General features: G+C 64.6%; 20 protein-coding genes and 1 tRNA gene. 12 read left to right on the top strand and 9 right to left on the bottom strand.

The window, feature by feature from the left end; all coding sequences use genetic code 11:
* Nucleotides 1-2: 2 nt before the first annotated feature.
* The 7 genes from ribF to rplU form a co-directional block, all read right to left on the bottom strand.
* Nucleotides 3-1133, bottom strand: a complete 1131-nt coding sequence (gene ribF / locus OW493_RS15280) for a bifunctional riboflavin kinase/FAD synthetase (protein ID WP_077373426.1) — start codon at nt 1131-1133, stop codon at nt 3-5.
* Nucleotides 1134-1256: 123 nt separating this feature from the next.
* The gene (murJ, locus tag OW493_RS15275) at nt 1257-2795 is read right to left on the bottom strand and encodes a murein biosynthesis integral membrane protein MurJ (RefSeq protein ID WP_255317675.1); all 1539 of its coding nucleotides are present in this window, start codon (nt 2793-2795) and stop codon (nt 1257-1259) included.
* Between the two features lie 232 nt (nt 2796-3027).
* Nucleotides 3028-3294, bottom strand: a complete 267-nt coding sequence (gene rpsT / locus OW493_RS15270; protein ID WP_077373420.1) for a 30S ribosomal protein S20 — start codon at nt 3292-3294, stop codon at nt 3028-3030.
* A 264-nt stretch (nt 3295-3558) separates the two neighbouring features.
* A complete protein-coding gene (gene proB, locus OW493_RS15265) occupies nt 3559-4689 on the bottom strand; it encodes a glutamate 5-kinase (protein ID WP_136939727.1) in 1131 nt (376 codons plus the stop codon).
* A gap of 261 nt (nt 4690-4950) precedes the next feature.
* Complete coding sequence (cgtA, locus tag OW493_RS15260; protein ID WP_077373417.1) at nt 4951-6147, bottom strand: Obg family GTPase CgtA; 1197 nt, start codon at nt 6145-6147, stop codon at nt 4951-4953.
* A gap of 125 nt (nt 6148-6272) precedes the next feature.
* Nucleotides 6273-6530 (bottom strand): 50S ribosomal protein L27, encoded by a 258-nt coding sequence (gene rpmA, locus OW493_RS15255; protein WP_043335969.1) that lies wholly within the window; start codon nt 6528-6530, stop codon nt 6273-6275.
* Nucleotides 6531-6563: 33 nt separating this feature from the next.
* Nucleotides 6564-6875, bottom strand: a complete 312-nt coding sequence (gene rplU / locus OW493_RS15250) for a 50S ribosomal protein L21 (protein WP_065392479.1) — start codon at nt 6873-6875, stop codon at nt 6564-6566.
* 283 nt (nt 6876-7158) lie between these two features.
* Here rplU and ispB point away from each other — a divergent pair, with 283 nt between their 5' ends.
* From ispB to OW493_RS15235, 3 genes are all read left to right on the top strand, one after another.
* Entirely contained in the window at nt 7159-8148 is a 990-nt protein-coding gene (ispB, locus tag OW493_RS15245; protein WP_084209569.1) for an octaprenyl diphosphate synthase, read from the top strand.
* A gap of 201 nt (nt 8149-8349) precedes the next feature.
* Nucleotides 8350-8426: transfer RNA gene (locus tag OW493_RS15240), tRNA-Pro, on the top strand.
* Nucleotides 8427-8548: 122 nt separating this feature from the next.
* Nucleotides 8549-8779 carry a hypothetical protein gene (locus tag OW493_RS15235; RefSeq protein ID WP_077373415.1) on the top strand — a complete coding sequence of 77 codons (231 nt, stop codon included), beginning with the start codon at nt 8549-8551 and terminating at the stop codon, nt 8777-8779.
* Nucleotides 8780-8793: 14 nt separating this feature from the next.
* On the opposite strand, the gene OW493_RS15230 is transcribed toward OW493_RS15235, so the two are convergent.
* Nucleotides 8794-9054, bottom strand: coding sequence for a hypothetical protein (locus tag OW493_RS15230; RefSeq protein WP_077373412.1), 261 nt, complete (start codon nt 9052-9054; stop codon nt 8794-8796).
* 178 nt (nt 9055-9232) lie between these two features.
* Here OW493_RS15230 and OW493_RS15225 point away from each other — a divergent pair, with 178 nt between their 5' ends.
* The 3 genes from OW493_RS15225 (at nt 9233) to OW493_RS15215 (ending at nt 14141) form a co-directional block, all read left to right on the top strand.
* Nucleotides 9233-10084, top strand: coding sequence for a TlpA disulfide reductase family protein (locus tag OW493_RS15225; RefSeq protein WP_284729254.1), 852 nt, complete (start codon nt 9233-9235; stop codon nt 10082-10084).
* A gap of 183 nt (nt 10085-10267) precedes the next feature.
* Nucleotides 10268-13210, top strand: a complete 2943-nt coding sequence (rapA, locus tag OW493_RS15220; protein ID WP_289864818.1) for an RNA polymerase-associated protein RapA — start codon at nt 10268-10270, stop codon at nt 13208-13210.
* A 166-nt stretch (nt 13211-13376) separates the two neighbouring features.
* A complete protein-coding gene (locus OW493_RS15215; RefSeq protein WP_077373403.1) occupies nt 13377-14141 on the top strand; it encodes an RluA family pseudouridine synthase in 765 nt (254 codons plus the stop codon).
* 66 nt (nt 14142-14207) lie between these two features.
* Here OW493_RS15215 and OW493_RS15210 read toward each other — a convergent pair whose 3' ends face one another.
* Entirely contained in the window at nt 14208-15140 is a 933-nt protein-coding gene (locus tag OW493_RS15210; protein WP_077373400.1) for a TIGR01777 family oxidoreductase, read from the bottom strand.
* A gap of 159 nt (nt 15141-15299) precedes the next feature.
* Here OW493_RS15210 and OW493_RS15205 point away from each other — a divergent pair, with 159 nt between their 5' ends.
* The 6 genes from OW493_RS15205 (at nt 15300) to OW493_RS15180 (ending at nt 21136) form a co-directional block, all read left to right on the top strand.
* A complete protein-coding gene (locus tag OW493_RS15205; protein WP_289864817.1) occupies nt 15300-16451 on the top strand; it encodes an FAD-dependent oxidoreductase in 1152 nt (383 codons plus the stop codon).
* A gap of 52 nt (nt 16452-16503) precedes the next feature.
* Nucleotides 16504-16890: a CbiX/SirB N-terminal domain-containing protein gene (locus OW493_RS15200; RefSeq protein ID WP_289864816.1), complete on the top strand. Its 387-nt coding sequence runs from the start codon at nt 16504-16506 to the stop codon at nt 16888-16890.
* 272 nt (nt 16891-17162) lie between these two features.
* Complete coding sequence (locus tag OW493_RS15195; RefSeq protein WP_077373395.1) at nt 17163-18074, top strand: MerR family transcriptional regulator; 912 nt, start codon at nt 17163-17165, stop codon at nt 18072-18074.
* Nucleotides 18075-18125: 51 nt separating this feature from the next.
* Nucleotides 18126-19676 carry a deoxyribodipyrimidine photo-lyase gene (gene phrB / locus OW493_RS15190; protein ID WP_289864815.1) on the top strand — a complete coding sequence of 517 codons (1551 nt, stop codon included), beginning with the start codon at nt 18126-18128 and terminating at the stop codon, nt 19674-19676.
* Nucleotides 19673-20248, top strand: coding sequence for a nuclear transport factor 2 family protein (locus OW493_RS15185; protein ID WP_289864814.1), 576 nt, complete (start codon nt 19673-19675; stop codon nt 20246-20248). Before phrB ends, OW493_RS15185 begins: the two co-directional genes overlap by 4 nt.
* 87 nt (nt 20249-20335) lie before the next feature.
* On the top strand, nt 20336-21136 hold the full coding sequence (locus OW493_RS15180; protein ID WP_084207751.1) for an SDR family NAD(P)-dependent oxidoreductase: 801 nt from the start codon (nt 20336-20338) through the stop codon (nt 21134-21136).
* The last annotated feature ends 43 nt before the right edge of the window (nt 21137-21179 follow it).

Genomic DNA, 21179 nt, shown 5'->3' with positions numbered 1-21179 from the left:
GGTCAGCCGTCGTGGGGGCGGGAAGCCTGAGCTTCCCGAGCTGTGGAATCAGACACCTCAGCAGTGCCGTGTAAGGGTGCCGTCGGCGCATTCATCAGTGCGCTCAGCGGACGGCTGGCCAGCGGCAGGTCAGCCATCGAGGTCATGCAATCGAGCAATGCCTGCTCATCACTGGCGGGCGTCTCGCCTGCGGCCAGCGCGAAGAAGCGGCGTGCCAATGCGATATCGGCGTAGATGGCGGCCTTGAGAGCTTCCAGGCCATCGAAGCGCTGCTCGCCACGCAGGAAGGCACAGAAGCTGACACGCATCGACTGGCCATAGAGGTCCTCCGCGAAGTCCAGCAGGTGAACCTCAAGGACCGGGCGCGGCGTGCCGACCGTCGGGCGCCAGCCGATATTGGCTACCGCCGGGCAGGCGCGGCCATCGGCCAGATGCGCCATCACCGCGTAGACGCCGGAGACCGCCAGCGGCGCATTCGGCAGCGGCAGATTGGCGGTCGGCACGCCGATGGTACGCCCCAGCTGACGGTCCGCGACCACGCGCCCCTGCCAGTGATGGGCTCGTCCCAGCAATCTGGCGGCCAATGCCATGTCACCCGCGGCCAGTACCTTGCGCACGCGAGTGCTGGACACACGCTCACCGGCGATCTCGAAGGTGCGGGTATGCTCCACCGCGAAGCCCTCGGCGGCGCCGATGCGCTCCAGCAGCGCGAAGTCACCGGCACGATCACAGCCGAAGCGGAAGTCGTCGCCGACCACCAGGTGGCGCACGCCGAGGCCATCGATCAGTACCTGCTCGATGAATTCACGGGCCGACAATGAGCGCAGCGCCTCATTGAAGGGCAGGCACAGCACGCGCTCGGCGCCGTGGCTACCCAGCAGGCGGACCTTTTCCGCCAGTCGCGTCAGGCGTGGCGGCGCCTTGTCACCCGCGAAGAACTCGCGCGGCTGCGGCTCGAACACCACCACCGTGGCCGGCAGCCCATAGGCCGCCGCGCGCTCGCGCAGTTGCTCCAGAATCGCCTGGTGGCCGAGGTGCACCCCATCGAAATTGCCGATGGTGGCCACGCAGCCGCGACTGCCATCCTGCTTGCGCAGGCGGGCGAGATTGTGGAGTCCTCTGATCAAGTCCATGCGTGCATCACACAAGCCGCCGAAAGTGGTCGATTATAGCGAAGGGGCACGGCGCTGACAGCCACCGTTGCCCCACCAGAGAGAAAACTGCTGGAACGCGAGATGTGAATCGGGAGTCGGGGCTCAGCCCTGCATGCGGAAGTGGCGCGGACGTATGCCGCAAAGCCCCAACCACAGCGCATAGACCAGCACACCGCCGACGACCAGCGCCCCCATCATCGCACAGCGCTCCCACAGGCCCCAACCGAGCCAGGTGGTCCAGTCCGGTGACAGCCACAGCAGGCCGCCGCCCATCAGGGCGCAACCGCCAATCAGCGTCAGCGAATAGCGCCCCCAGCCCGGCTGGAAGCGCAGCACACCCTCGCGATACAGGCCACGCGCCAACAGCCCGGCATTCAGGAAGGCCGACAGCGCCGTGGCCAATGCCAGGCCCGCATGGGCCAACGGCACGATCAGCGCGAGGTTGAAGGCCATGTTGGCGACCATCGCGATGATGCCGATCTTGACCGGCGTCTTCGTGTCCTGACGCGCATAGAAGCCCGGTGCCAGCACCTTGATCAGCATGAAGGCCAGCAGCCCGAAGCTGTAGGCCCGCAGGCTCTGGGCCGACATCACCACATCATTGTCCGTCATCGCCCCATAGTGGAACAACGTGATCAGCAGCGGCTCCGCGAGCACGCCCAGCGCCAGCGCCGCCGGCACGCCGATCAACAATACCGAACGCAGCGCCCAGTCGAGCATCTTCTGGAAGTGCTCCAGCGACTGCTCCGCGTGACGCTTGGAGAGCGCCGGCAGAATCACGGTGCCGATGGCGATGCCGATGATGCCCAGCGGCAGTTCGACCAGCCGGTCGGAGTAATAGAGCCACGACACGCTGCCGGTGACCAGAAACGAGGCCAGCACGGTATCCAGCAGCAGGTTGATCTGCGAGACCGAGACCCCGAACAGCGCCGGTGTCATCAACTTGAGGATGCGCCGCACGCCTTCGTGGGCGAAGTTCGGCCATGGCTTGGGCATCAGGCCAAGACGCAGCAGGAACGGCACCTGGAACAGCAGCTGCACGCCACCGGCGATCAACACGCCCCAGGCCAGCGCCATGGCGGGTGTCTCGAAACGCGGTGCCAGCAACAGCGCCGCACCGATCAGGCTCAGGTTGAGCAGCACCGGGGTGATGGCCGGCACCGCGAAGCGATTCCAGGTATTGAGCACGCTGCCGGCGAAGGCGGTCAGCGAGATCAGCAACAGATAGGGGAAGGTCAGGCGCAGCATATCACCGGTCAGCGCCAGCTTGCCGGCATCGTCACCGAACCCGGGCGCGAAGACCCACACCAGCCAGGGCGCGCACAGCATCGCCAGCGCCGTGATCAGCGCCAGGATGACGCCGAGACTGCCACTGACGGCATCCAGCAACTCGCGGACCTCTTCCCGCGTGCGCCGGGTCGCATACTCGGACAGCACCGGAATGAAGGCCTGATTGAAGGCCCCCTCGGCGAACAGACGACGCATGAAGTTGGGGATCTTGAAGGCCACGAAGAAGGCATCCGCCCCGCTGCCTGCCCCCAGCAGACTGGCGATGATCACGTCTCGCGCCAGCCCCAGCACCCGCGACAGCATCGTCATCACGCTGACGATCAGTCCGGAGCGCAGCAGTCCCGCGCGCACCGGCAGGCTGTCTCCACTGCTGGTCTCTGCCTGAGCCGTCGCCTGAGAGCCAGTCTGCACGGCCTGGCGACCCGACTCCTTCCCGACATCCTGATCGCCTCTGGGCGACTCATCCTGCGGCTTGCTCACCCTGACACCCCTTTCACTTCCCTGATCCGATACCGATGCCATCCAACACGATAGACAGACACAAAAAAACCGGCCGAAGCCGGTTTTTTCACGCGAACACGTCTCAGACAGCCAGTGCCTTGACGCGTGCGTTCAGACGGCTCTTGACGCGAGCGGCCTTCTTCTTGGACAGGATGTCCTTGTCGGCGTAACGGTCGAGGACCTTCTGCGCGACATTGAAAGCGGCCATGGAAGCAGCGTGGTCACCAGTCTTGACGGCCTTCAGCACGTTCTTGACGCTGGTACGCACGGCGGAACGCTGTGCGGAGTTGTGCTGACGACGGACTTCAGCCTGACGAGCGCGCTTGCGAGCTTGCTTGGAGTTTGCCACTTTGATGCTCCTTATGAGTCCACCCGTAGGCGCGTACTCATGAACTTGAATTTGGAAGACGTTGTCGCGGGGCGACAGCGGGTCCGGTCATCTCTCGCTTTCGACACTTGACGTGAAGACCATAGAGAAATCAGCGACTTGACGTGGAAGCCCCGCCAAGCCTTCGCCATCGGAGCGGACCAGCTCCCGACAGGACGGCAGAGTCTAGCATGGCCAGACGGATGACTGCCAGCATGAGGCCCGCATCGGCAGGCCTCATGCGCCCTACAGCACGATGAGGTTGTCGCGATGAATCAGCTCCGGCGCCTCGATATAGCCCAGCGCAGCCTCGATCTGATGACTCGGCAGCCCCAGGATGCGCTCGGCATCGACCGCGGAATAGTTGACCAGCCCCTTGGCGATCCGCGCGCCGGATTCATCGACACACTGCACCAGGTCACCGCGCTTGAAGGTGCCGTCTATCTTCTTCACGCCCACCGGCAGCAGGCTGGAACCACGCGTGGTCAGCACGCTGACGGCTCCGGCATCCAGCGTCAGGGTGCCCCGCACCTGCAGTTGCCCGGCGATCCAGCGCTTGCGCGCCGCGATCGGCGCATGCTCGGGCAGCAGCAGGGTACCGAAGCGCTCGCCAGCGGCCAGGCGCGTGATCACGTCAGGCTGGCGGCCGGAGGCAATCACCGTCAGCGCGCCGCTGCGGGCTGCCAGGCGCGCCGCCCGCACCTTGGTGGCCATGCCGCCACGCCCCAGCACCCCGCCGCCACCGGCGACCTTGACCAGCATCGGGTCATCGGCCTGCGCTTCCTCGATCAGCCTGGCCGCCGGATCATGGCGCGGATCGGCGTCGTACAGCCCTTCCTGATCGGTGAGCAGCAACAGGGCATCGGCTTCCAGCAGATTGGCGACCAGCGCGCCGAGCGTATCGTTGTCACCGAAGCGAATCTCGTCGGTGACCACGGTGTCATTCTCGTTGATCACCGGCACCACGCGCAGCTCCACCAGGGTGCGCAGCGCCGAACGTGCATTCAGGTAACGCTTGCGATTGGAGAGATCGTCGTGGGTCAGCAGAATCTGGGCGGTGGTCAGGCCGTGACGATGGAAATGCTCTTCATAGCACTGGGTCAGGCCATTCTGGCCGACCGCCGCCGCGGCCTGCAGCTCATGCACGCCACTGGGTCGCGCTGTCCAGCCAAGCCGGGACATGCCGACGGCGATCGCGCCGGAAGACACCACGATCACCTCGATGCCACGCGCATGCAGTGCCGCGATCTGGTCGACCCAACGCCCGATGCCGGCATCGTCCAGCCCGCGGCCGTCGTCGGTCAGCAGCGCACTGCCGATCTTGACCACCACGCGCCGCGCCCTGGCCAATGCCTCACGTCCGACCCGACTGCCCATCTCCGCCACTTCCGCCACCTTCTGCTCCGCCACCGCACTATCTCCTGTCATGTGGTCTCCCGCCCCGCTCGGCAGGCTGTGACTGCCCCGTCGCGTCATTGTCCGCTCCCGCCCCGCTGCTGTCATCACCCTCGAGCGGCACCTGCAACGAAAACGCCCCGCCGCGAGACCAGAAGGCTCGGGGCGGGGCGTGAATCGCGAAGCGGGTCGCTCGTCACTCAGTGACTGCCTCGCAGGGCAGCCACCGGACGAACCTCGACCTCAGGGCGCGTATTCGACCTCGACGTCGTAATCGTCGTCATTGAAGTCGTCATCGTCCTCTTCTTCGTCATCCTTCTTGCGCTTGCGACGTGTCAGGCGCTCTTCAGCGCGCTCCAGCGACTCGTTCTCCATCCGCGCCAGCAGGGCGGCATGCGCCTCGGCAGCTTCCGGATCTTCCGCCAGCTGCAGGCGTTGCTCGCCCAGCCAGCGGTGTGCGGCCTGCACCAGCTCCTGAGTGCCGATACCACTGGCCGCGGAGACGACGAACAGCTCACCTTCCCAGCCCAGACGCTCGACGAGGTCCTTGACCATCGCCTCGCGATCCTCTTCCGCCAGCAGATCGATCTTGTTGATCACCAGCCAGCGCGGCAGCTCCGTGAGTGCCGAGGAGAAGTTCTTGAGCTCATTGAGAATCGCCTCGACCGCGTGGACCGGGTCGCTCTCGTCGAAGGGCGCGATATCCACCACATGCAGCAACAGGCGCGTACGCGTCAGGTGCTTGAGGAAGCGCAGCCCCAGGCCGGCACCATCCGCCGCCCCTTCGATCAGGCCGGGAATGTCGGCCATCACGAAGTGCTGGTGGCTACCGATCTTCACGACGCCAAGGTTCGGCACCAGCGTGGTGAAGGGGTAGTTGGCGACCTTGGGCTTGGCCGCGGAGACGGCCCGAATCAGCGTCGACTTGCCGGCATTCGGCATGCCCAGCAGGCCGACATCCGCCATCACCTTCATCTCGAGACGCAGGTTGCGACGCTCACCCCAGGTGCCCTTGGAGGTCTGGCGCGGCGCGCGATTGGTGGAGGACTTGAAGTGGATGTTGCCCAGACCACGACGCCCACCCTGCGCAACCAGCACCAGCTGGCCGATTTCCGTCACGTCACCGATGATCTCGAGGGTTTCCTCGTCGATCACGGTAGTGCCGACCGGCACCTTGACGATCAGGTCCTCACCCGCCTTGCCCGCCATCTGACGGCCCTGGCCGGCGTCACCGCTCTCGGCCTGGTAATAGCGCTGGAACTTGAAGTCGATCAGGGTATTGAGGGAATCATCCCCGATCAGGTACACACTGCCGCCGTGCCCGCCGTCACCCCCATCGGGGCCACCACGCGGCACGTATTTCTCACGGCGAAAACTCAGGCAACCATTGCCGCCACGTCCGGCCTCGACAATGATCGACGCTTCATCAAGGAACTGCATGCTGCTCTCTCCTGACGACGACCCGGGCCGTCATGCGACAAAAAAGCCCCGCCTGAGCGGGGCTTCCTTGCAGACCGTCATACGATACCGGGGCATCGTCCAGTCTGCGTAAGCTGTCAGACGTTTCAAGCAGAAACGATGCTGACGAACTTGCGGTTCTTCGGACCCTTGGTCTCGAACTTCACGTGGCCGTCGGCCAGAGCGAAGAGAGTGTGGTCCTTGCCGATGCCAACGCCAGTACCGGCGTGGAAACGGGTGCCGCGCTGACGCACGATGATGTTGCCGGCGATAGCCGCTTGGCCACCGAACAGCTTCACACCAAGGCGCTTGGATTCAGAATCGCGACCGTTGCGGGTAGAGCCCGCCGCCTTCTTATGTGCCATTGGATAATTCTCCTATGGTGGGTAGCGCTGCAATTACGCAGAGATACCAGTGATCTTGACTTCGGTGAACCACTGACGGTGGCCCGCACGACGCATGGAGTGCTTCCGGCGACGGAACTTGATGATGGTGACCTTGTCGCCACGGCCGTGAGACACGACCTCGGCAGCAACCTTGGCACCTTCAACCAGCGGAGCGCCGACCTTGATGTCGTCGCCTTCAGCGACCATCAGGACTTCGTCGAACTGGATAGTTTCGCCAGTGGCGACTTCAAGCTTCTCGAGCTTCAGGGTCTGGCCTTCCTGAACGCGGTACTGCTTGCCACCGCTCTTGATAACTGCGTACATGATTCTCTCCATCGAACTCATCAAGGGTGTGCTCTTGGGTGGCCTGCTGCGAGTGGCGCCCCTTCTGGAGCCATCTGACAGGGAGCGGGATGAGTCACGGCCGCGTATTATAGCGCCGCGTGCCGCGATCGACAAGCAATGTCAAGATGCACACGCCCGACCCGCCGCCAGCCTGCATCCCTGCGCGGGTGCACGCCTTGACGGCCATAGGGGTGCCCCATAGCATAACCGGCAAATGGCACGCCACGGCGGCCTCACCTCTCGCTACGGGCACGACGACCTCATGCAAGCCGACGCATCGACCCTTCACGCGGCAGTGGCAGATGACTTCGCCGCCGTAGACCGCACCATTCTCGCGCAGCTCGAGTCGCGCGTGCCGCTGGTCCAGACCATCGGTCAGTACATCATCCAGAGTGGTGGCAAGCGCCTGCGCCCGGTCCTGGTGCTGCTGGCAGCCCGCGCACTCGGCTATCAGGGTGATCGCCACATCAACCTGGCCGCACTGATCGAGTTCATGCACACCTCGACACTGCTGCACGATGATGTCGTCGACGAGTCCAGTCTGCGTCGCGGTCGCTCCACCGCCAATGACACCTGGGGCAATGCGCCCTCCGTGCTGGTCGGTGACTTCCTCTATTCCCGCTCTTTCCAGATGATGGTGGAAGTCGGCTCGATGGACGTGATGGCGATTCTCTCCGCCGCCACCTGCACCATCGCCGAAGGCGAGGTCCTGCAGCTGACCAACATCGGCAATGCCGACATCGATGAAGCCGCCTACTTCGAGACCATCCACGGCAAGACTGCCATGCTGTTCGAGGCAGCCGCGCATGCCGGGGCGATACTCGCCCAGGAAGCGGATGGCACCGTCACGGCGGCACAGGTCAGCGCGCTGCAGAACTATGGCCGCTACCTGGGCCTCGCCTTCCAGCTCATCGATGACCTGCTCGACTATCAGGGCGACGCCGAGACCATGGGCAAGAATGTCGGTGATGACCTGGCCGAGGGCAAGCCGACCCTGCCGTTGATTCGCGCCATGCAGGTCGGAAGCCCGGCGCAGGCCAGCCTGGTACGTGGCGCCATCGAGAAGGGCGGACTGGAGCAACTCGACGAGGTACTGGAAGTCGTGCGCCTCACCGGCGGCCTCGACTATACCCGCAGTCGCGCGCAGGAAATGGCCGACAACGCCCTGGCGGAACTCGAGGCGCTGCCGGAGAGTGACTTCCGCGACAGCCTCGAACGCATCGCGCTGTTGAGTGTCGGCCGTCAGGCCTGATCCCCCTTTCAGCCACGGGGAGACAGACCACCAGCAGGAAAACGTGACGAGAAGTACCGGCAGGATGAGGTGAAGAGAAGCGCGCTGCTCGACAGCCGAATTGCCCCTTGAGACATCGATAAAACTTTTTGACCTCAAGGGCTTGCAAAGCAAAGCTGTCTGCGTATAATTCACCTCCGTCGAGACAAGCTCACGACGCATCGGAGTATAGCTCAGCTTGGTAGAGCGCTGCCTTCGGGAGGCAGAGGTCGTAGGTTCGAATCCTGCTACTCCGACCAGATATCTGAAAAAGCCGCTGATCACTGATCAGCGGCTTTTTTGATGCTGGAAGGTTTTCCTGCGGCTCATGTTGCCCAGTGACGAACTCCCCTCCAACGCCTTACATCCCTCAGGATGCCACATGCACACACTGCGCCTTGCCATGCTGTCCCTGCTGCTCACCTCCCTGCTCTCCGCCTGCGCCTCCACCCGTACCCAATGGGAGAAGCCCGGTGCCAACAGCACGGAGGCTCACAACACCTGGGCCGGCTGCCAGTACGAACTTGGCCTGACGGACAAGTCAGACAACGAGAAACAGACGCTGCTGAAGTACTGCATGGAGCGAGAAGGCTACCGACTGCAGAGCTACTGAGTCGCTCACCTGCGTCAATCGGACATCCAGGTGTCACTCGCCTTGCGGGCCCGCTCGCGACCAGCACGTTCTCGGTCGCGGCGGGCCTTTTGCTTGAGGTAGTAACTGCGCAGCGCCAGCCCCAGTCCACAGGCCAGCATCAGGGCGAACACCAGCCCCTGCCACGGGCGGGCGGCATCCCCCAGCCAGGTTTCCAGCGCGACGATGGCGATAAGGCCGGCGGCCTGACTGGCAACGGCGATCGCACGGCTACGGTCATAATGATGTGAAAGCATGGGGATATCCCTGAAGCGTCCTCGGCGCCAGAGCAATGCTCAGCGCGCGAGGCGTGGATGTCGAAGTCCGTCGATTATCGCATACTCGAGCCTCACGACTGCAGCGCCGGCCAAGCGCCGCTCGACAGGTAGTGCTGACCCGAATGCCCCTTCCCGGACACCGCCAAAGGATAACCGCATGGATGCCATCGCTCTGGGCCCTGCCCTGATTTCCGTCGAACGCCTCTATGCCTTCGTGGCAGCCCTGGTAATGCTGATCGAGTTCTCGCTGCTGATTCGTCTACTGGCGCGCATGCACGCCAGGGGCGCGCCCGCTCACGACTCTCCATCGCTGAGCCCCTCGCGCTGGTTCAATCGCATGCTGGTCAGCTGGGTGATCGGTGCGCGCCTCACTTACGTCGCCCTGCACTGGGCAAGTTATCAGCAGACACCGCTGGATATTCTCAAGCTGTGGCAACCGGGCTACCACCTGCTCGGCGGCATGCTGGCCGCGACCCTGGCCAGCCTGTGGCTGTTGCGCCGACATGGCGTGATTCGCCAGGTCATCGCGCTGGGCAGTCTGACTCTGGGCCTGACCGCTTTCCTCGGCCTCAAGCAGCTCGACCCGCTGGGCAGCACGCATTCCATCGAGCGCATGCCGTCGATCACCCTGCATCATCTGGATCGTCGCCCGGTGTTGCTGGATGAGGTCCGCAATCAGCGCGTGATCGTCAATCTGTGGGCTACCTGGTGCCCGCCCTGCCGCCGGGAGATGCCGCTGCTGGCCGAGGTGGACGCCCGGCCGGATGTCACCGTGGTGCTGGCCAATCAGGGCGAACAGGCGCTCGCGGTCACTCGTTTCCTCAAGAGTGAGCGACTCACGCTGGAATACGCCCTGCTGGACCCCGCCATGCAGCTGATGGGGCTCGCCGACGCACAGGGCCTGCCCGCCACCCTGATATTCGATGGCGAAGGCCGCCTGATCGAACGCCACATCGGCGAGCTGAGCCGCGCCCAGCTGCAGGCGCTGATGCCCCCGTCTGGATCGTGACGGACACTCTCCCCCAAATCATGAGAGAAGGCCTCATGCCATGGGTGCACCACGCCCAGTGACGACACGAGAGGACAAAGACGCCTCACAAGGACAAAAGGCGCTTAAGCCACGGCGCGTGATCCGGTAAGATACCGCGCCCCTGTATTCCCGATTCCCGTCTTTGTCCTACCCCGAGGCATCATGAGCGACTTCATTCCCGGTCAGCGCTGGATCAGTGATGGTGAGGCCGATCTCGGCCTTGGCACGATCCTCAATGTCGATTTCCGCACGGTTACCGTCCTCTTTGCCGCCAGCGAAGAAACCCGCACCTACAGCCTCCGCGAGGCGCCCCTGACCCGAGTCGCCTTCGGCAATGGCGACCGCATCCAGTCCGACGATGGCGAATGGCTGATCGTCGATGATTCCAAGGAAGTGCGCGGCCAGATCCTCTACATCTGTGAACGTGAAGGCGAAAGCGCCGGCGAGCTGCTCGAGCTTCCCGAGGCACGCCTCAACGACAAGATGCAGTTCAACCAGGCCCGTGACCGCCTGCTGACCGGCCAGGTCGACCGCAATGACTGGTTCGACCTGCGTTACCGCACCCTGCGCCACTTCCATCGTGTCGAGCAGAGCCCCGCGCTGGGCCTCTCCGGCCCCAAGGTCGACCTGGTACCGCACCAGCTGTACATCGCCGATGAGGTCTCGCGCCGTCACGCACCGCGCGTGCTGCTGGCCGATGAAGTCGGCCTGGGCAAGACCATCGAAGCCGGCCTGATCCTGCATCGCCTGCTGCTCAGCGGTCGTGCCCGTCGCGCCCTGATCCTGGTACCGGCGAGCCTGACCCACCAGTGGCTGGTCGAGATGCTGCGCCGCTTTGCGCTGGATGTCTCGCTGCTCGATGAAGAGCAATGCAAGGCCCACGGCACGCGCAACCCCTTCGAAGGCAACCAGATCATTCTGGCCAGCCAGGACTGGCTGTTCGCCAACCCGTCGCGTCAGATCCAGGCTGCCGCCTGCGACTGGGACATGCTGATCGTCGATGAAGCCCACCACCTCGACTGGAGCGAAGACAAGGTCGGCCCGGGCTATGCCTGCGTCGAATCACTCGCCCGCCAGACCGCCGGTGTGCTGCTGCTGACCGCCACACCAGAGCAGATGGGGCTGGAGAGCCACTTCGCGCGCCTGCGCCTGCTCGACCCGGAGCGCTACCACGACCTGGAGCGCTTCAAGGCCGAGGAAGAGGGTTACGTCGCCGTGGCCTCGGCCATCGACAGCCTGGATGCCCTGCCGACTGACACCAGCGGCCTGGACAGCCTGACCGCCGTGCTGGATGACGGCGACAGCCGCGCCCTGCTCGAGACCCTGATGGACAGCGACAGCGATGACGCCCAGCGCGACAGCGCACGTCGTCAGCTGCGTGACCAGCTGCTCGACCGCCACGGCACCGGCCGCGTGATGTTCCGCAACTCGCGCACCCACGTCGAAGGCTTCCCCGAGCGTCGTCTGCACGTCCACGAGCTGGAGTTGCCCTCCTCCTACCGGCGTGTGGTGCGCAAGCTGGAGCGTGACGAGGACTACCTCGATGACCTGCTGATCGAGACCGGCATGAACCACCCCGAGGTGGTGCTGTTCCTCGACGAGATGTACCGCGCCCTGCCTGATGACCGCATGAACGCCGAGCCCTGGTGGCAGATCGACCCGCGCGTCATGTGGCTACTGGAAACCCTGACCGACCTCGGCAACGAGAAGGCGCTGGTGATCTGTCACACCGCCGATACCGCGCGTGAGCTGTCCGAAGGTCTGCGCGTGCTGGGCGGCGTGCATGCACCGGTCTTCCATGAGGGCATGAGCCTGGTCGAGCGTGATCGCGCCGCCGCCGCCTTTGCCTCCGAGGAAGAAGGCGTGCAGCTGCTGGTGTGCTCGGAAATCGGCTCGGAAGGCCGTAATTTCCAGTTCTGCCACCACCTGGTGATGTTCGACCTACCGGTGCATCCGGACCAGCTCGAGCAGCGCATCGGGCGTCTGGACCGCATCGGCCAGCAGTTCCCGATCGAGATCCACGTACCGGTCTTCGAAGGCTCACCGGGCGCCCAGCTGCTGCGCTGGTACCGCGATGGCATGGACGCCTTCAGTGCGCCCCACGGCATCGGCAGCGAGCTGTATTCCCAGTTCGGTGACGAGCTGGAAGAAGCCCTGCTCGACAGCGAAGAGATCGACAGCATCATCGAGCAGACCCGCGAACGCTTCGACGCCCTGCAGGCCGAGCGCCAGTCCGGCCGCAACCGTCTGCTGGAACTCAATGCCTGTCGTCACGAGCGCGCCGCGGAAGTCATCGCCGCCATCGAGACACTGGACAACGACAAGGCGCTGCCGGGCTACCTGGAGCGCGCCTTCGACATCTTCGGCATCGAGAGCCGGGACCTCGGCGATGGCATCACCTACCTGGCACCAGGCCCGCACATGCTCGACGGCCTGCCGGGGCTGGTGAAGGGCGAGGAAGGCTTCAGCGTCACCAGCGACCGCGCCACGGCGCTGTCACGCGAAGATGTCCAGCATCTGTCGTGGGAGCACCCGCTGGTCCGCGAGATGCTGGTGCGCATCATCGATGGCTCCATGGGCAACACCGCGCTGGCACTGCTCAAGCACCCGGCGATCCCGGGCGGTCGCCTGATGACGGAAGTGGTGTTCCGCACCCAGTCCACCGCACCGCGCGGCTTGCGCCTGGGTCGCTTCCTGCCACCGACCGCCATCCGGGTGCTGCTGGATGAAAACGGCAGCAACCTGTCCGACAAGGTTTCCTTCGGCGGGCTGGCCAAGAACCTCAAGCCGGTCAAGAAGGCGGTCGCACGTGATCTGATCAAGCAGAGCCACGCGACACTGCGCAAGCTGATGAGCGACGCCGAGCAGGAAGCCGAGCGCGAACTGCCGAGCATCGTCGAGCAGGCCCAGCAGCAGATGCGTGAGCAGCTCAGTGCTGAGCTCGCCCGCCTCGAAGCATTGGCCAGCCACAACCCGTCGGTGCGCGAGGAAGAGCTGGAAGCGCTGCGCCAGGAGCGTGCCGCTCTCGATGGCGCCATCGAGACCACGCGTCTGCGTCTGGACAGCGTGCGCGTCATCGTCACCGTGGATGCTCACGAACGTTGATCTGCCCGCGCCGTGATGTCAGGTAGCCCCTGACGTCACGGCTTGCCAATGACGCAAGGAAAGCGCCCCACCTGCCATCGGCAAGTGGGGCGCTTTTCATTGTGAGTCGCCGAAAGCGTTATTCTTGGGCCTGACCGACCAACCCCTACCACCCTAGAGCACCGTCATGGCGACATCACATCCAGAAAGCCGACCCGATACCACGACCGAGCATGGCTGGCAGGGACAACGCCTTGCCGAGGAGGTCGCGCGTGTCGAGGGAGTGGGGCTGACGCTGCTGGCGGCAGGCGATGACTGGTGGGCGATCGACAAGCCGGCCGAGCTGCCCTCGGTACCGGGCCGCGACCCTTCACGCTTCGACAGCGTCCATTCGCGCTTGTGCCGGTTGAGCGAGGACACCCGTGCCGTGCATCGGCTGGATGTGGCAACTTCCGGGGTGCTGCTGGTGGCACGCAATGTCGAGGGACAGCGGCGGCTGTCGCGCCTCTTCCAGTCGCGCACCCTCGAGAAACGCTACGTGGCCGTGGTGGCAGGGCATCTCACGCCCGACGAGGGCAGCATCGCCCTGCCGCTGCGCTGTGACTGGCCGCGCAGACCGCGGCAGATCGTCGACTTCCTCCATGGCAAACCGGCACTGACGCACTATCAAGTCGAGCGTCACCTGATGCTCGATGGCCAGCGCCCGGATGGCTCGCCTCAGACCCTCGCCGCCAGCCGTGTCCTGCTGACACCTCATACCGGGCGCTCGCATCAGCTGCGCCTGCATATGCTGGCGCTCGGCCATCCCATCATCGGTGATGGCTTCTATGCACGCGGGGCGGCACTGAATGCCAGCCCTCGCCTGCTGCTGCATGCCGCTCAGCTGGTGATTCCGTCAGCGACAGGCAGCGACGCGCCATCGCTGGTGCTGAATGCTCCGCTGCCGTTCTAGCCGCCAAGTTCTGGCCAGGAGGCTCTAGCCCCCAGGGGCAAGTCCTGCAGCATCAGACCCAGGCCTTCACTTTCTCAGAATGTCGGCGAAGGCCACGTCAAGGGTCGGGTAGTCGAAGGTGAAGCCTGCGGCCAGCAGGCGCGCCGGCACCATGCGGGCGCCCTCCAGCAATAGCGTGCTCATCTCTCCCAGCCCCAGCTTGAGTGCCTTGGCCGGCAGCGGCAGGATCGCCGGACGCCCCAGACCGCGCGCCAAGGCGTGGGTAAAGCCCATGTTGGTGACCGGATGCGGTGCACTGGCATTGAAGGCCCCACTCAAGTCCTCATCCTCCAGCAGACGCTCGATGATGCGGATCAGATCATGGCGGTGGATCCACGGCATGTAGTGACGGCCATCGCCGAGACGCCCACCCAAGCCGAACTTGAAGGGCGTCAACAACTTGGCGAGCGTTCCGCCATCCGCTTCCATCACCAGACCGATGCGGATGATCGCCAGGCGAACACCACAGTCCGAGACTGGCATGGCGGCCGCTTCCCAGTCGCGACACAGGCGATGATTGAAGTCATCGTGAGGCGTTGCCTGCTCGTCGATCTCGACATCACCCGGCTCGCCCGCCTTGGGCTGCGCGCCGTAATACCCCATCGCCGAACCGGATACCATCACCTGGGGGGCCTGCCCCTCAGCCGCCAGTTGCTGACACAGCAGCACCAGATGCTCGGTGGTTTCCAGCCGCGAGCGACGCAGCTCTTGCTTGTGATCCTCGCTCCAGCGCCTCCCGGCAATCGATTCCCCCGCCAGATTGACGATACCCTGTGGCTGCCAGTCCTTGAACATCAGCGCCGAATCCGCCGCCTTCAGGGTGATGCCCAGTTCGGCGAACTGCCGCTCGGCCCGCTCCGGACGACGTGACACCACTGCCAGCTCATGCCCGGCCGCGGCCAGTGAGCGGCAGAGTGCCTGACCGACAAATCCCGTTGCCCCCGTGATCAAGATTCGCATGCTGTCCTCCTCGGCGATGAAGCATCGAGTGTGCCAACTCTTGCCATGAATCTATACCTTTATTGTACAATCCTGCACAAGAAGTTAACTTCAAGGGATGCCGGCGTCATTTCATGTTCCATCCTCCCGGTCCATCTTCCCCAGCAGGAGCCCTGCCTGATGTCAGTATCGTCCATCGCCATCATCGGTGCCGGTATCGCCGGTCTCTCTGCTGCTTCGTACCTGGCAGCGCAGGGTCACGCGGTGACGATCTTCGAGAAGGGACGCGGCCCGGGCGGTCGTCTGGCCAGTCGGCGCACTCCCCACGGCCCCCTCGACATCGGCGCTCAGTATTTCACCGCGCGTGATCCGCGCTTCCAGTCAGCGCTCGAGACATGGCGGGCAGACGGTATCGTCGTCCCCTGGGGTGACAGGCTGTTGCGTCTGGGCAAGACAGCGTCTGACACGCAGGAATGGCAGCGGCTTCGCGATGATTCTGCCCGCTATGTGGCCAGTCCGCGCATGAGCGCCCTGAGCCGCCACCTGAGCGAGGAGCTGCCGGCCAATGCCACCCTGCACACTCGCCTGCGCATCACACGCCTGGTCCGCGATGAAGCGGCGGGCGGCAAGGTTCGCTGGCAGCTTGAGGACCGGGACGGCGAGCGGCATGGTCCCTTTGATCATGTGATGATCACCGCCCCGGCCCCTCAGGCCCGTGCTCTGCTGAATGACGCCGGCACCGACGCTGAAGGCAACGTGCCGGCCTCGGCGCAACACGCCTCACACTCTCTGGCGCCCGAGCTGAGCGCCCTGCTCTCGCGGATCGAGATGGCACCCACCTGGACCGTGATGGCCGCATTGGAGACACCGCTGCCGGCCCTGGCAGGCATCGAGGACTGGCAGGGGCTGCTGGTCAGTCGCGGAGATGACGCCCCACTGCGCTGCGTGATGCGACAGCATTCGCGCCCCGGCCGCCAGCCCCCCTCGGGGGCTCGCGAGACCCTGAGCCTGCTGGCCACCGCCGGCTGGAGCCAGACTCACCTGGAAGACTCGCCTGAGGACATCTGCGCGGCACTCTGGCAAGCCTTCACGGCACTGCCCGAGATCCAGGCGCTTGGCGAGGACTGGAGTGAAGACAAGGTATCGCTCACGGCCCATCGCTGGCGCTATGCTCATCCGACCCGCTGCGCACCTCAGGCAATGCCCGCCTCGCCGATGAGCCAGCACGGTCTGAGCCTGGCGGGCGATGCACTGAAAGGACCGCGAGTCGAAGATGCCTGGCTGTCAGGACGCGAAGCGGCAGAGCGACTGGCTGACGCGCTGAACTCATGAGCTCACGAGCTCAGAGAACTGACCCACGATCCCCCCATGACAGGAAGCCCTCATGAGCAAGAAGGAACACCAGGATGATGCCTTGATCCTGCTGGCGCACGGCTCGCGTGATCCACGCTGGCGCGAGCCCTTCGAGGCACTCGAGACCTCGCTCGCCAGTCGCCTGAAGCGCCCGACACGTCTGGCCTACATGGAGCTGTGTGACCCGCTGCTGACCGACACCATCGACGCCCTGGCGGCAGACGGTGCGGCGCGTATCGACATCCTGCCGCTGTTCTTTGCGGCGGGACGCCATCTGCGCGAAGACGTCCCCGCCATGCTCGAGACATCCCGCCAGCAGCATCCGGATTGTCCGATCACGTTGCTGGACCCGGTGGGTGCCCATCCAGCGTTTGTCGAGGCCTTGATCGAGATTGTGGAGCAACAGGACAACGCATGATGACCCGATGACCCGAGAGAGACTGCGAACCGGAAAGGCTCTGCGATGCCACCTTCAGGCCTGCGCGTCGAATATGCGACGTGAATTGACGCGTGATGCCACTTGTCAGGCCGAGGCGGCTGCGCCATCCTGAGCCCCACATGTACAGCTAATGCACAAGATGCATTGCCGGCATCCCGCAGCGCTTCGAATGCTTCAGTTCCCACTTCTGTGCTTCGTTCCTCTTCGTGCTTCATCCGGGATGCCTCGTCACCGCAGAGGTAACACCATCCATGACTGACAAGGCCACGGAAACTGCCAGCTCGCCCCTGTTTCCGATCCGTGAAGTCTCACGCCTGACCGGCGTCAATTCGGTCACGTTGAGAGCCTGGGAGCGCCGCTACGGGTTGATCGAACCGCGCCGAACGCCCAAGGGACATCGCCTGTATGCCCGCGAGGACATCGAGCGCATCGAGCACATCCTGCAGTGGCTCAACAGGGGCGTGCCCGTCAGTCAGGTGCGGGAGCTGCTGGATCAGCCCCAGCCAGAGACGGCGCCGATGCCGGATGAAGGCAGCTGGGGCGGCCAGCAGCAACTGATCATGGCCGCCATCGACGCCCAGGATGAGTCTCGGCTGGCGGAGCTCTACAACCAGAGTCTGGCGCTGTATCCGGTCAACAGTGTGGTCGAACGCCTGTGGAAGCCGGTGGTCGAGCAGCTGGAGGAGCGTGGCACCACGACCTTCGGGGCCCGATTGGCACAATGTTTCCTCGAGAGCTTCCTGCGCTCACGTATCGGCGCCCGCCTGATGTTCGCGAATCAGGAGCGCCATGCCCCGCACATCACTCTGACGCGCCTGCCGGATGAACCGGGGTTGAGCTGGCTGCTGCTGCTGGCGCTGGTCGCCAGCGATGCCGGTTATCACGTCAGCCTGCTGGATGGCCCGCTGCCCCTGGCCGAGCTGCCACTGGCCGCTGAGCGATTCCAGGCGCAGGCCGTGATCCTGGTCGGCACTCAGGCCGAGCGCAGCGATGTCATGCGCCGCCAGTTGCCGCGGGTGGCAGAACAACTCTCCGTGCCGTTGGCCATCGCTGGCCCGGCCGCCCAGATTCGCCAGCAGGAGCTGGTGGACGGGCCCCTGGAAGGTCTCGGGGCCGACCCCGTTCAAGCGGTGGTCCGCCTGAGGTCCTTGCTGGCTCGTTGATCCTCCCGAAGCTCCTGCGCGATGCACATTTTCGACCGCAAAGGAGCTTTCATGCCTGCCCCTTCTCCCACATCCCGCACTTCCACCGCCTCACGGTCTCCCGGTACGGACACCGAATCCGGGGCTGACTCCGATGCGAGCCGACAGCCTCTGCAGCTCGTGTGGCTGCGAAGCGACCTGCGCGTGCATGACAATACCGCCCTCTCGCAAGCGGCCGCACGCGGCCCGGTGGTGGCGGTGGTCATCCCCTGCTACGCCCAGTGGATGACCCATGGTCATGGTGCCAACAAGCTCGACTTCCTGCGTCGCGGTCTGCACGTCCTGCAGCAGGCACTCGCCGGCCATCACATCCCGCTCAAGGTCCTCGACTGCGACACCTTCGCGGAAGTACCCGAAGCGCTGGCCACGCTGTGCACGCAACTTGGCGTCCAGGCGCTGCACTTCAATGACGAGTACGCCGTCAATGAGCGCGAACGCGACAGACTCGTCCGCGCGCGCCTGGCCGACAGCGACATCCGCCTGCATCGCTACACTGACATGCTCGCCTTCACGCCCGGCGAACTGCTGACCGGCAAGGGCGATTACTACGGCGTCTTCACGCCCTTCTCCAAGCGCTGGCACAAGGAGATCGACGCGCGGCGTCTGGCGCTCAATGAGGCTCCCGCGGTGCAGGATGCGCCCCGAGACGCCGAGGGACGCGAGATTTCGGGAGACGCCATTCCCGCGCTTCCCGACACGCTAAGCGTCGACGTGGAACATGGGCCGAGCGAGCCGCTGGAGGCGGAGCGATGGCCTGCCGGCGAGGATGCCGCCCAGGAGCGCCTGGAGCGCTTCATGACCTTCCGGGCGCGCCGCTACCACGAGCAGCGCGACCTGCCCGCCACGCGCGGCACCAGCGAACTGTCCCCCTATCTGGCGCTCGGCATGATCTCGGCTCGACAGTGCTACGCGGCGGTATTGGCGGAAAACGGCAGTCTCGCCGACGGTGATGTCGGCCTGACCACCTGGGTCAACGAGCTGATCTGGCGCGAGTTCTACCAGCACATCCTGATCGGCTTCCCGCGCGTCAATCGCCACCGTCCCTTCCAGCGCCATACCGAAGCCCTGCAATGGCGCGATGATGACGCAGGCTTCGCCGCCTGGTGCGAAGGCCGTACCGGCTACCCCATCGTCGATGCCGCCATGCGTCAGCTGGTCGAGACCGGCTGGATGCACAATCGCCTGCGCATGGTGACGGCGATGTTCCTCACCAAGCACCTGTTGATCGACTGGCGCCGTGGTGAGGCCTACTTCCTGGCACACCTGGTGGATGGTGAATTGGGGGCCAACAATGGCGGCTGGCAGTGGGCCGCCTCGACCGGCACCGATGCCGCGCCCTATTTCCGCATCTTCAACCCCACCACCCAGGGGCAACGCTTCGACAAGGACGGCGACTTCATCGCAAGCTTCGTGCCTGAACTGGCCGAACTTCCCGCCAAGCGTCGTCAACAGCCCACGGCTGACGACTGCCATGCCTGTGGCTACCCGCGCCCGATCGTCGACCACAAGGCCGCCCGCCAGCGAGCCCTCGATGCCTTCAAGGCGCTCACCAGAAGCGAATGACCCTGCCAGGCGGCCTGCTGATCTCCAGCGGGCCGCTTTTTCATTGCCTCGACGTCAGGAGCACAGCCATGCAATCGCTGCCCCCCGAGATGAGCCCGGCGCTGGTTCGGGTCTGTCGCCTTTACGAAAAGCTGGACAAAACCTCTACAGAGCTGCTGAAATCAGTCTATAGTGACGATGTCGTTTTTCGCGATCCTCTGCACGAAGTTCAGGGCCTCGAAGCACTCAACCAGTATTTCTCAGGGTTGTACACGAATGTCTCATCGATTGATTTCGTGTTTCATCATCCGCTGGGCCCGACTCGGCCAGAGCCGGCCGCCACGTCGCATGAGGCACCGGACACGTGGGAGAGCGCGGAGCAGGGACTGGCATGGTTGAGCTGGACGATGACCTATCGCCATCCGCGCCTGAACGGCGGCAGCGATATCGTGGTGGAAGGTGCCTCACGCCTCGAATTCCGACACGGCAAGGTATGTCGGCACCGTGACTTCTTCGATGCCGGCGAGCTGCTCTACGAGCAGGTGCCGTTGCTGGGCAAGGTGATCAGACTGCTCAAGCGACGCATGGACTGATGTGCCCCCAGGCACGCAGATGACATCCCCCCACCGACAGTCAAGCGGTGCGCTCATCGCGACAGGCGAACACGCCAAGGAGAGAGAATGCCCAGTCAAGCCAGGCCCCCAGCCACGACACGCAAGCGCATCTGGTTGACCGGTGCCAGCTCCGGGATCGGTGAAGGGCTGGCGCGTCGCCTGCTGGCCGATGGGCATCGTGTCGTGCTGAGCGCACGCTCCACCGACAAGCTGAAGGCCATCGCGGCCGACGCCGAACAAGGCCCCGGTGATGCACTGGTGATCACGCTGGATCTCACCGACCGTGATGCCATCCGCACGGCTGCACGACAGATCGAGGAAGACTTCGGTGGACTCGACCTGATGCTCCTCAACGCAGGTACCTGCGAATATCTGGATGCACGTGATTTCGAGGCCGATCTGGTTCACCGAGTCTTCGCCACCAATTTCCAGGCAGCCGTGGATGTGATCGAGAGCGCGCTGCCCCTGCTTCGCACGGCTGCCGCGCAGGGGGGAGAGCGGCCACAGCTGGCGGCGGTGTCGAGTGCCTCGGCCTACCTGCCGCTGCCACGCGCCGAAGCCTACGGAGCTTCCAAGGCTGCAGTGAGCTACTTCCTCGAGTCGCTGCGGCTGGACCTGGATGCCCAGGGGATAGATGTCAGCGTGATTCATCCGGGCTTCGTCAAGACACCGCTGACCGAGCGCAATGACTTCCCGATGCCGATGCAGGTCACGGTCGATCAGGCCGTCGAGGCGATCGTGTCAGGGCTGGCGCGTCACCGGCTCGATATCCACTTCCCCAGGCGCTTCACGCTGCTGGTGAAGCTGCTGGGCATTCTACCGCCGACATTGCGCCGCCAGATCGGACTGCGCATGACGCGAGATTGACCGACATCAGGCATGCGAATGCCTGCCACGAACAGCATGTTTC

It is taken from the genome of Cobetia sp. 14N.309.X.WAT.E.A4 (assembly GCF_030397495.1).
Lineage (GTDB): Bacteria > Pseudomonadota > Gammaproteobacteria > Pseudomonadales > Halomonadaceae > Cobetia > Cobetia marina.
This window is presented reverse-complemented; position numbering and strand designations above follow the sequence as displayed.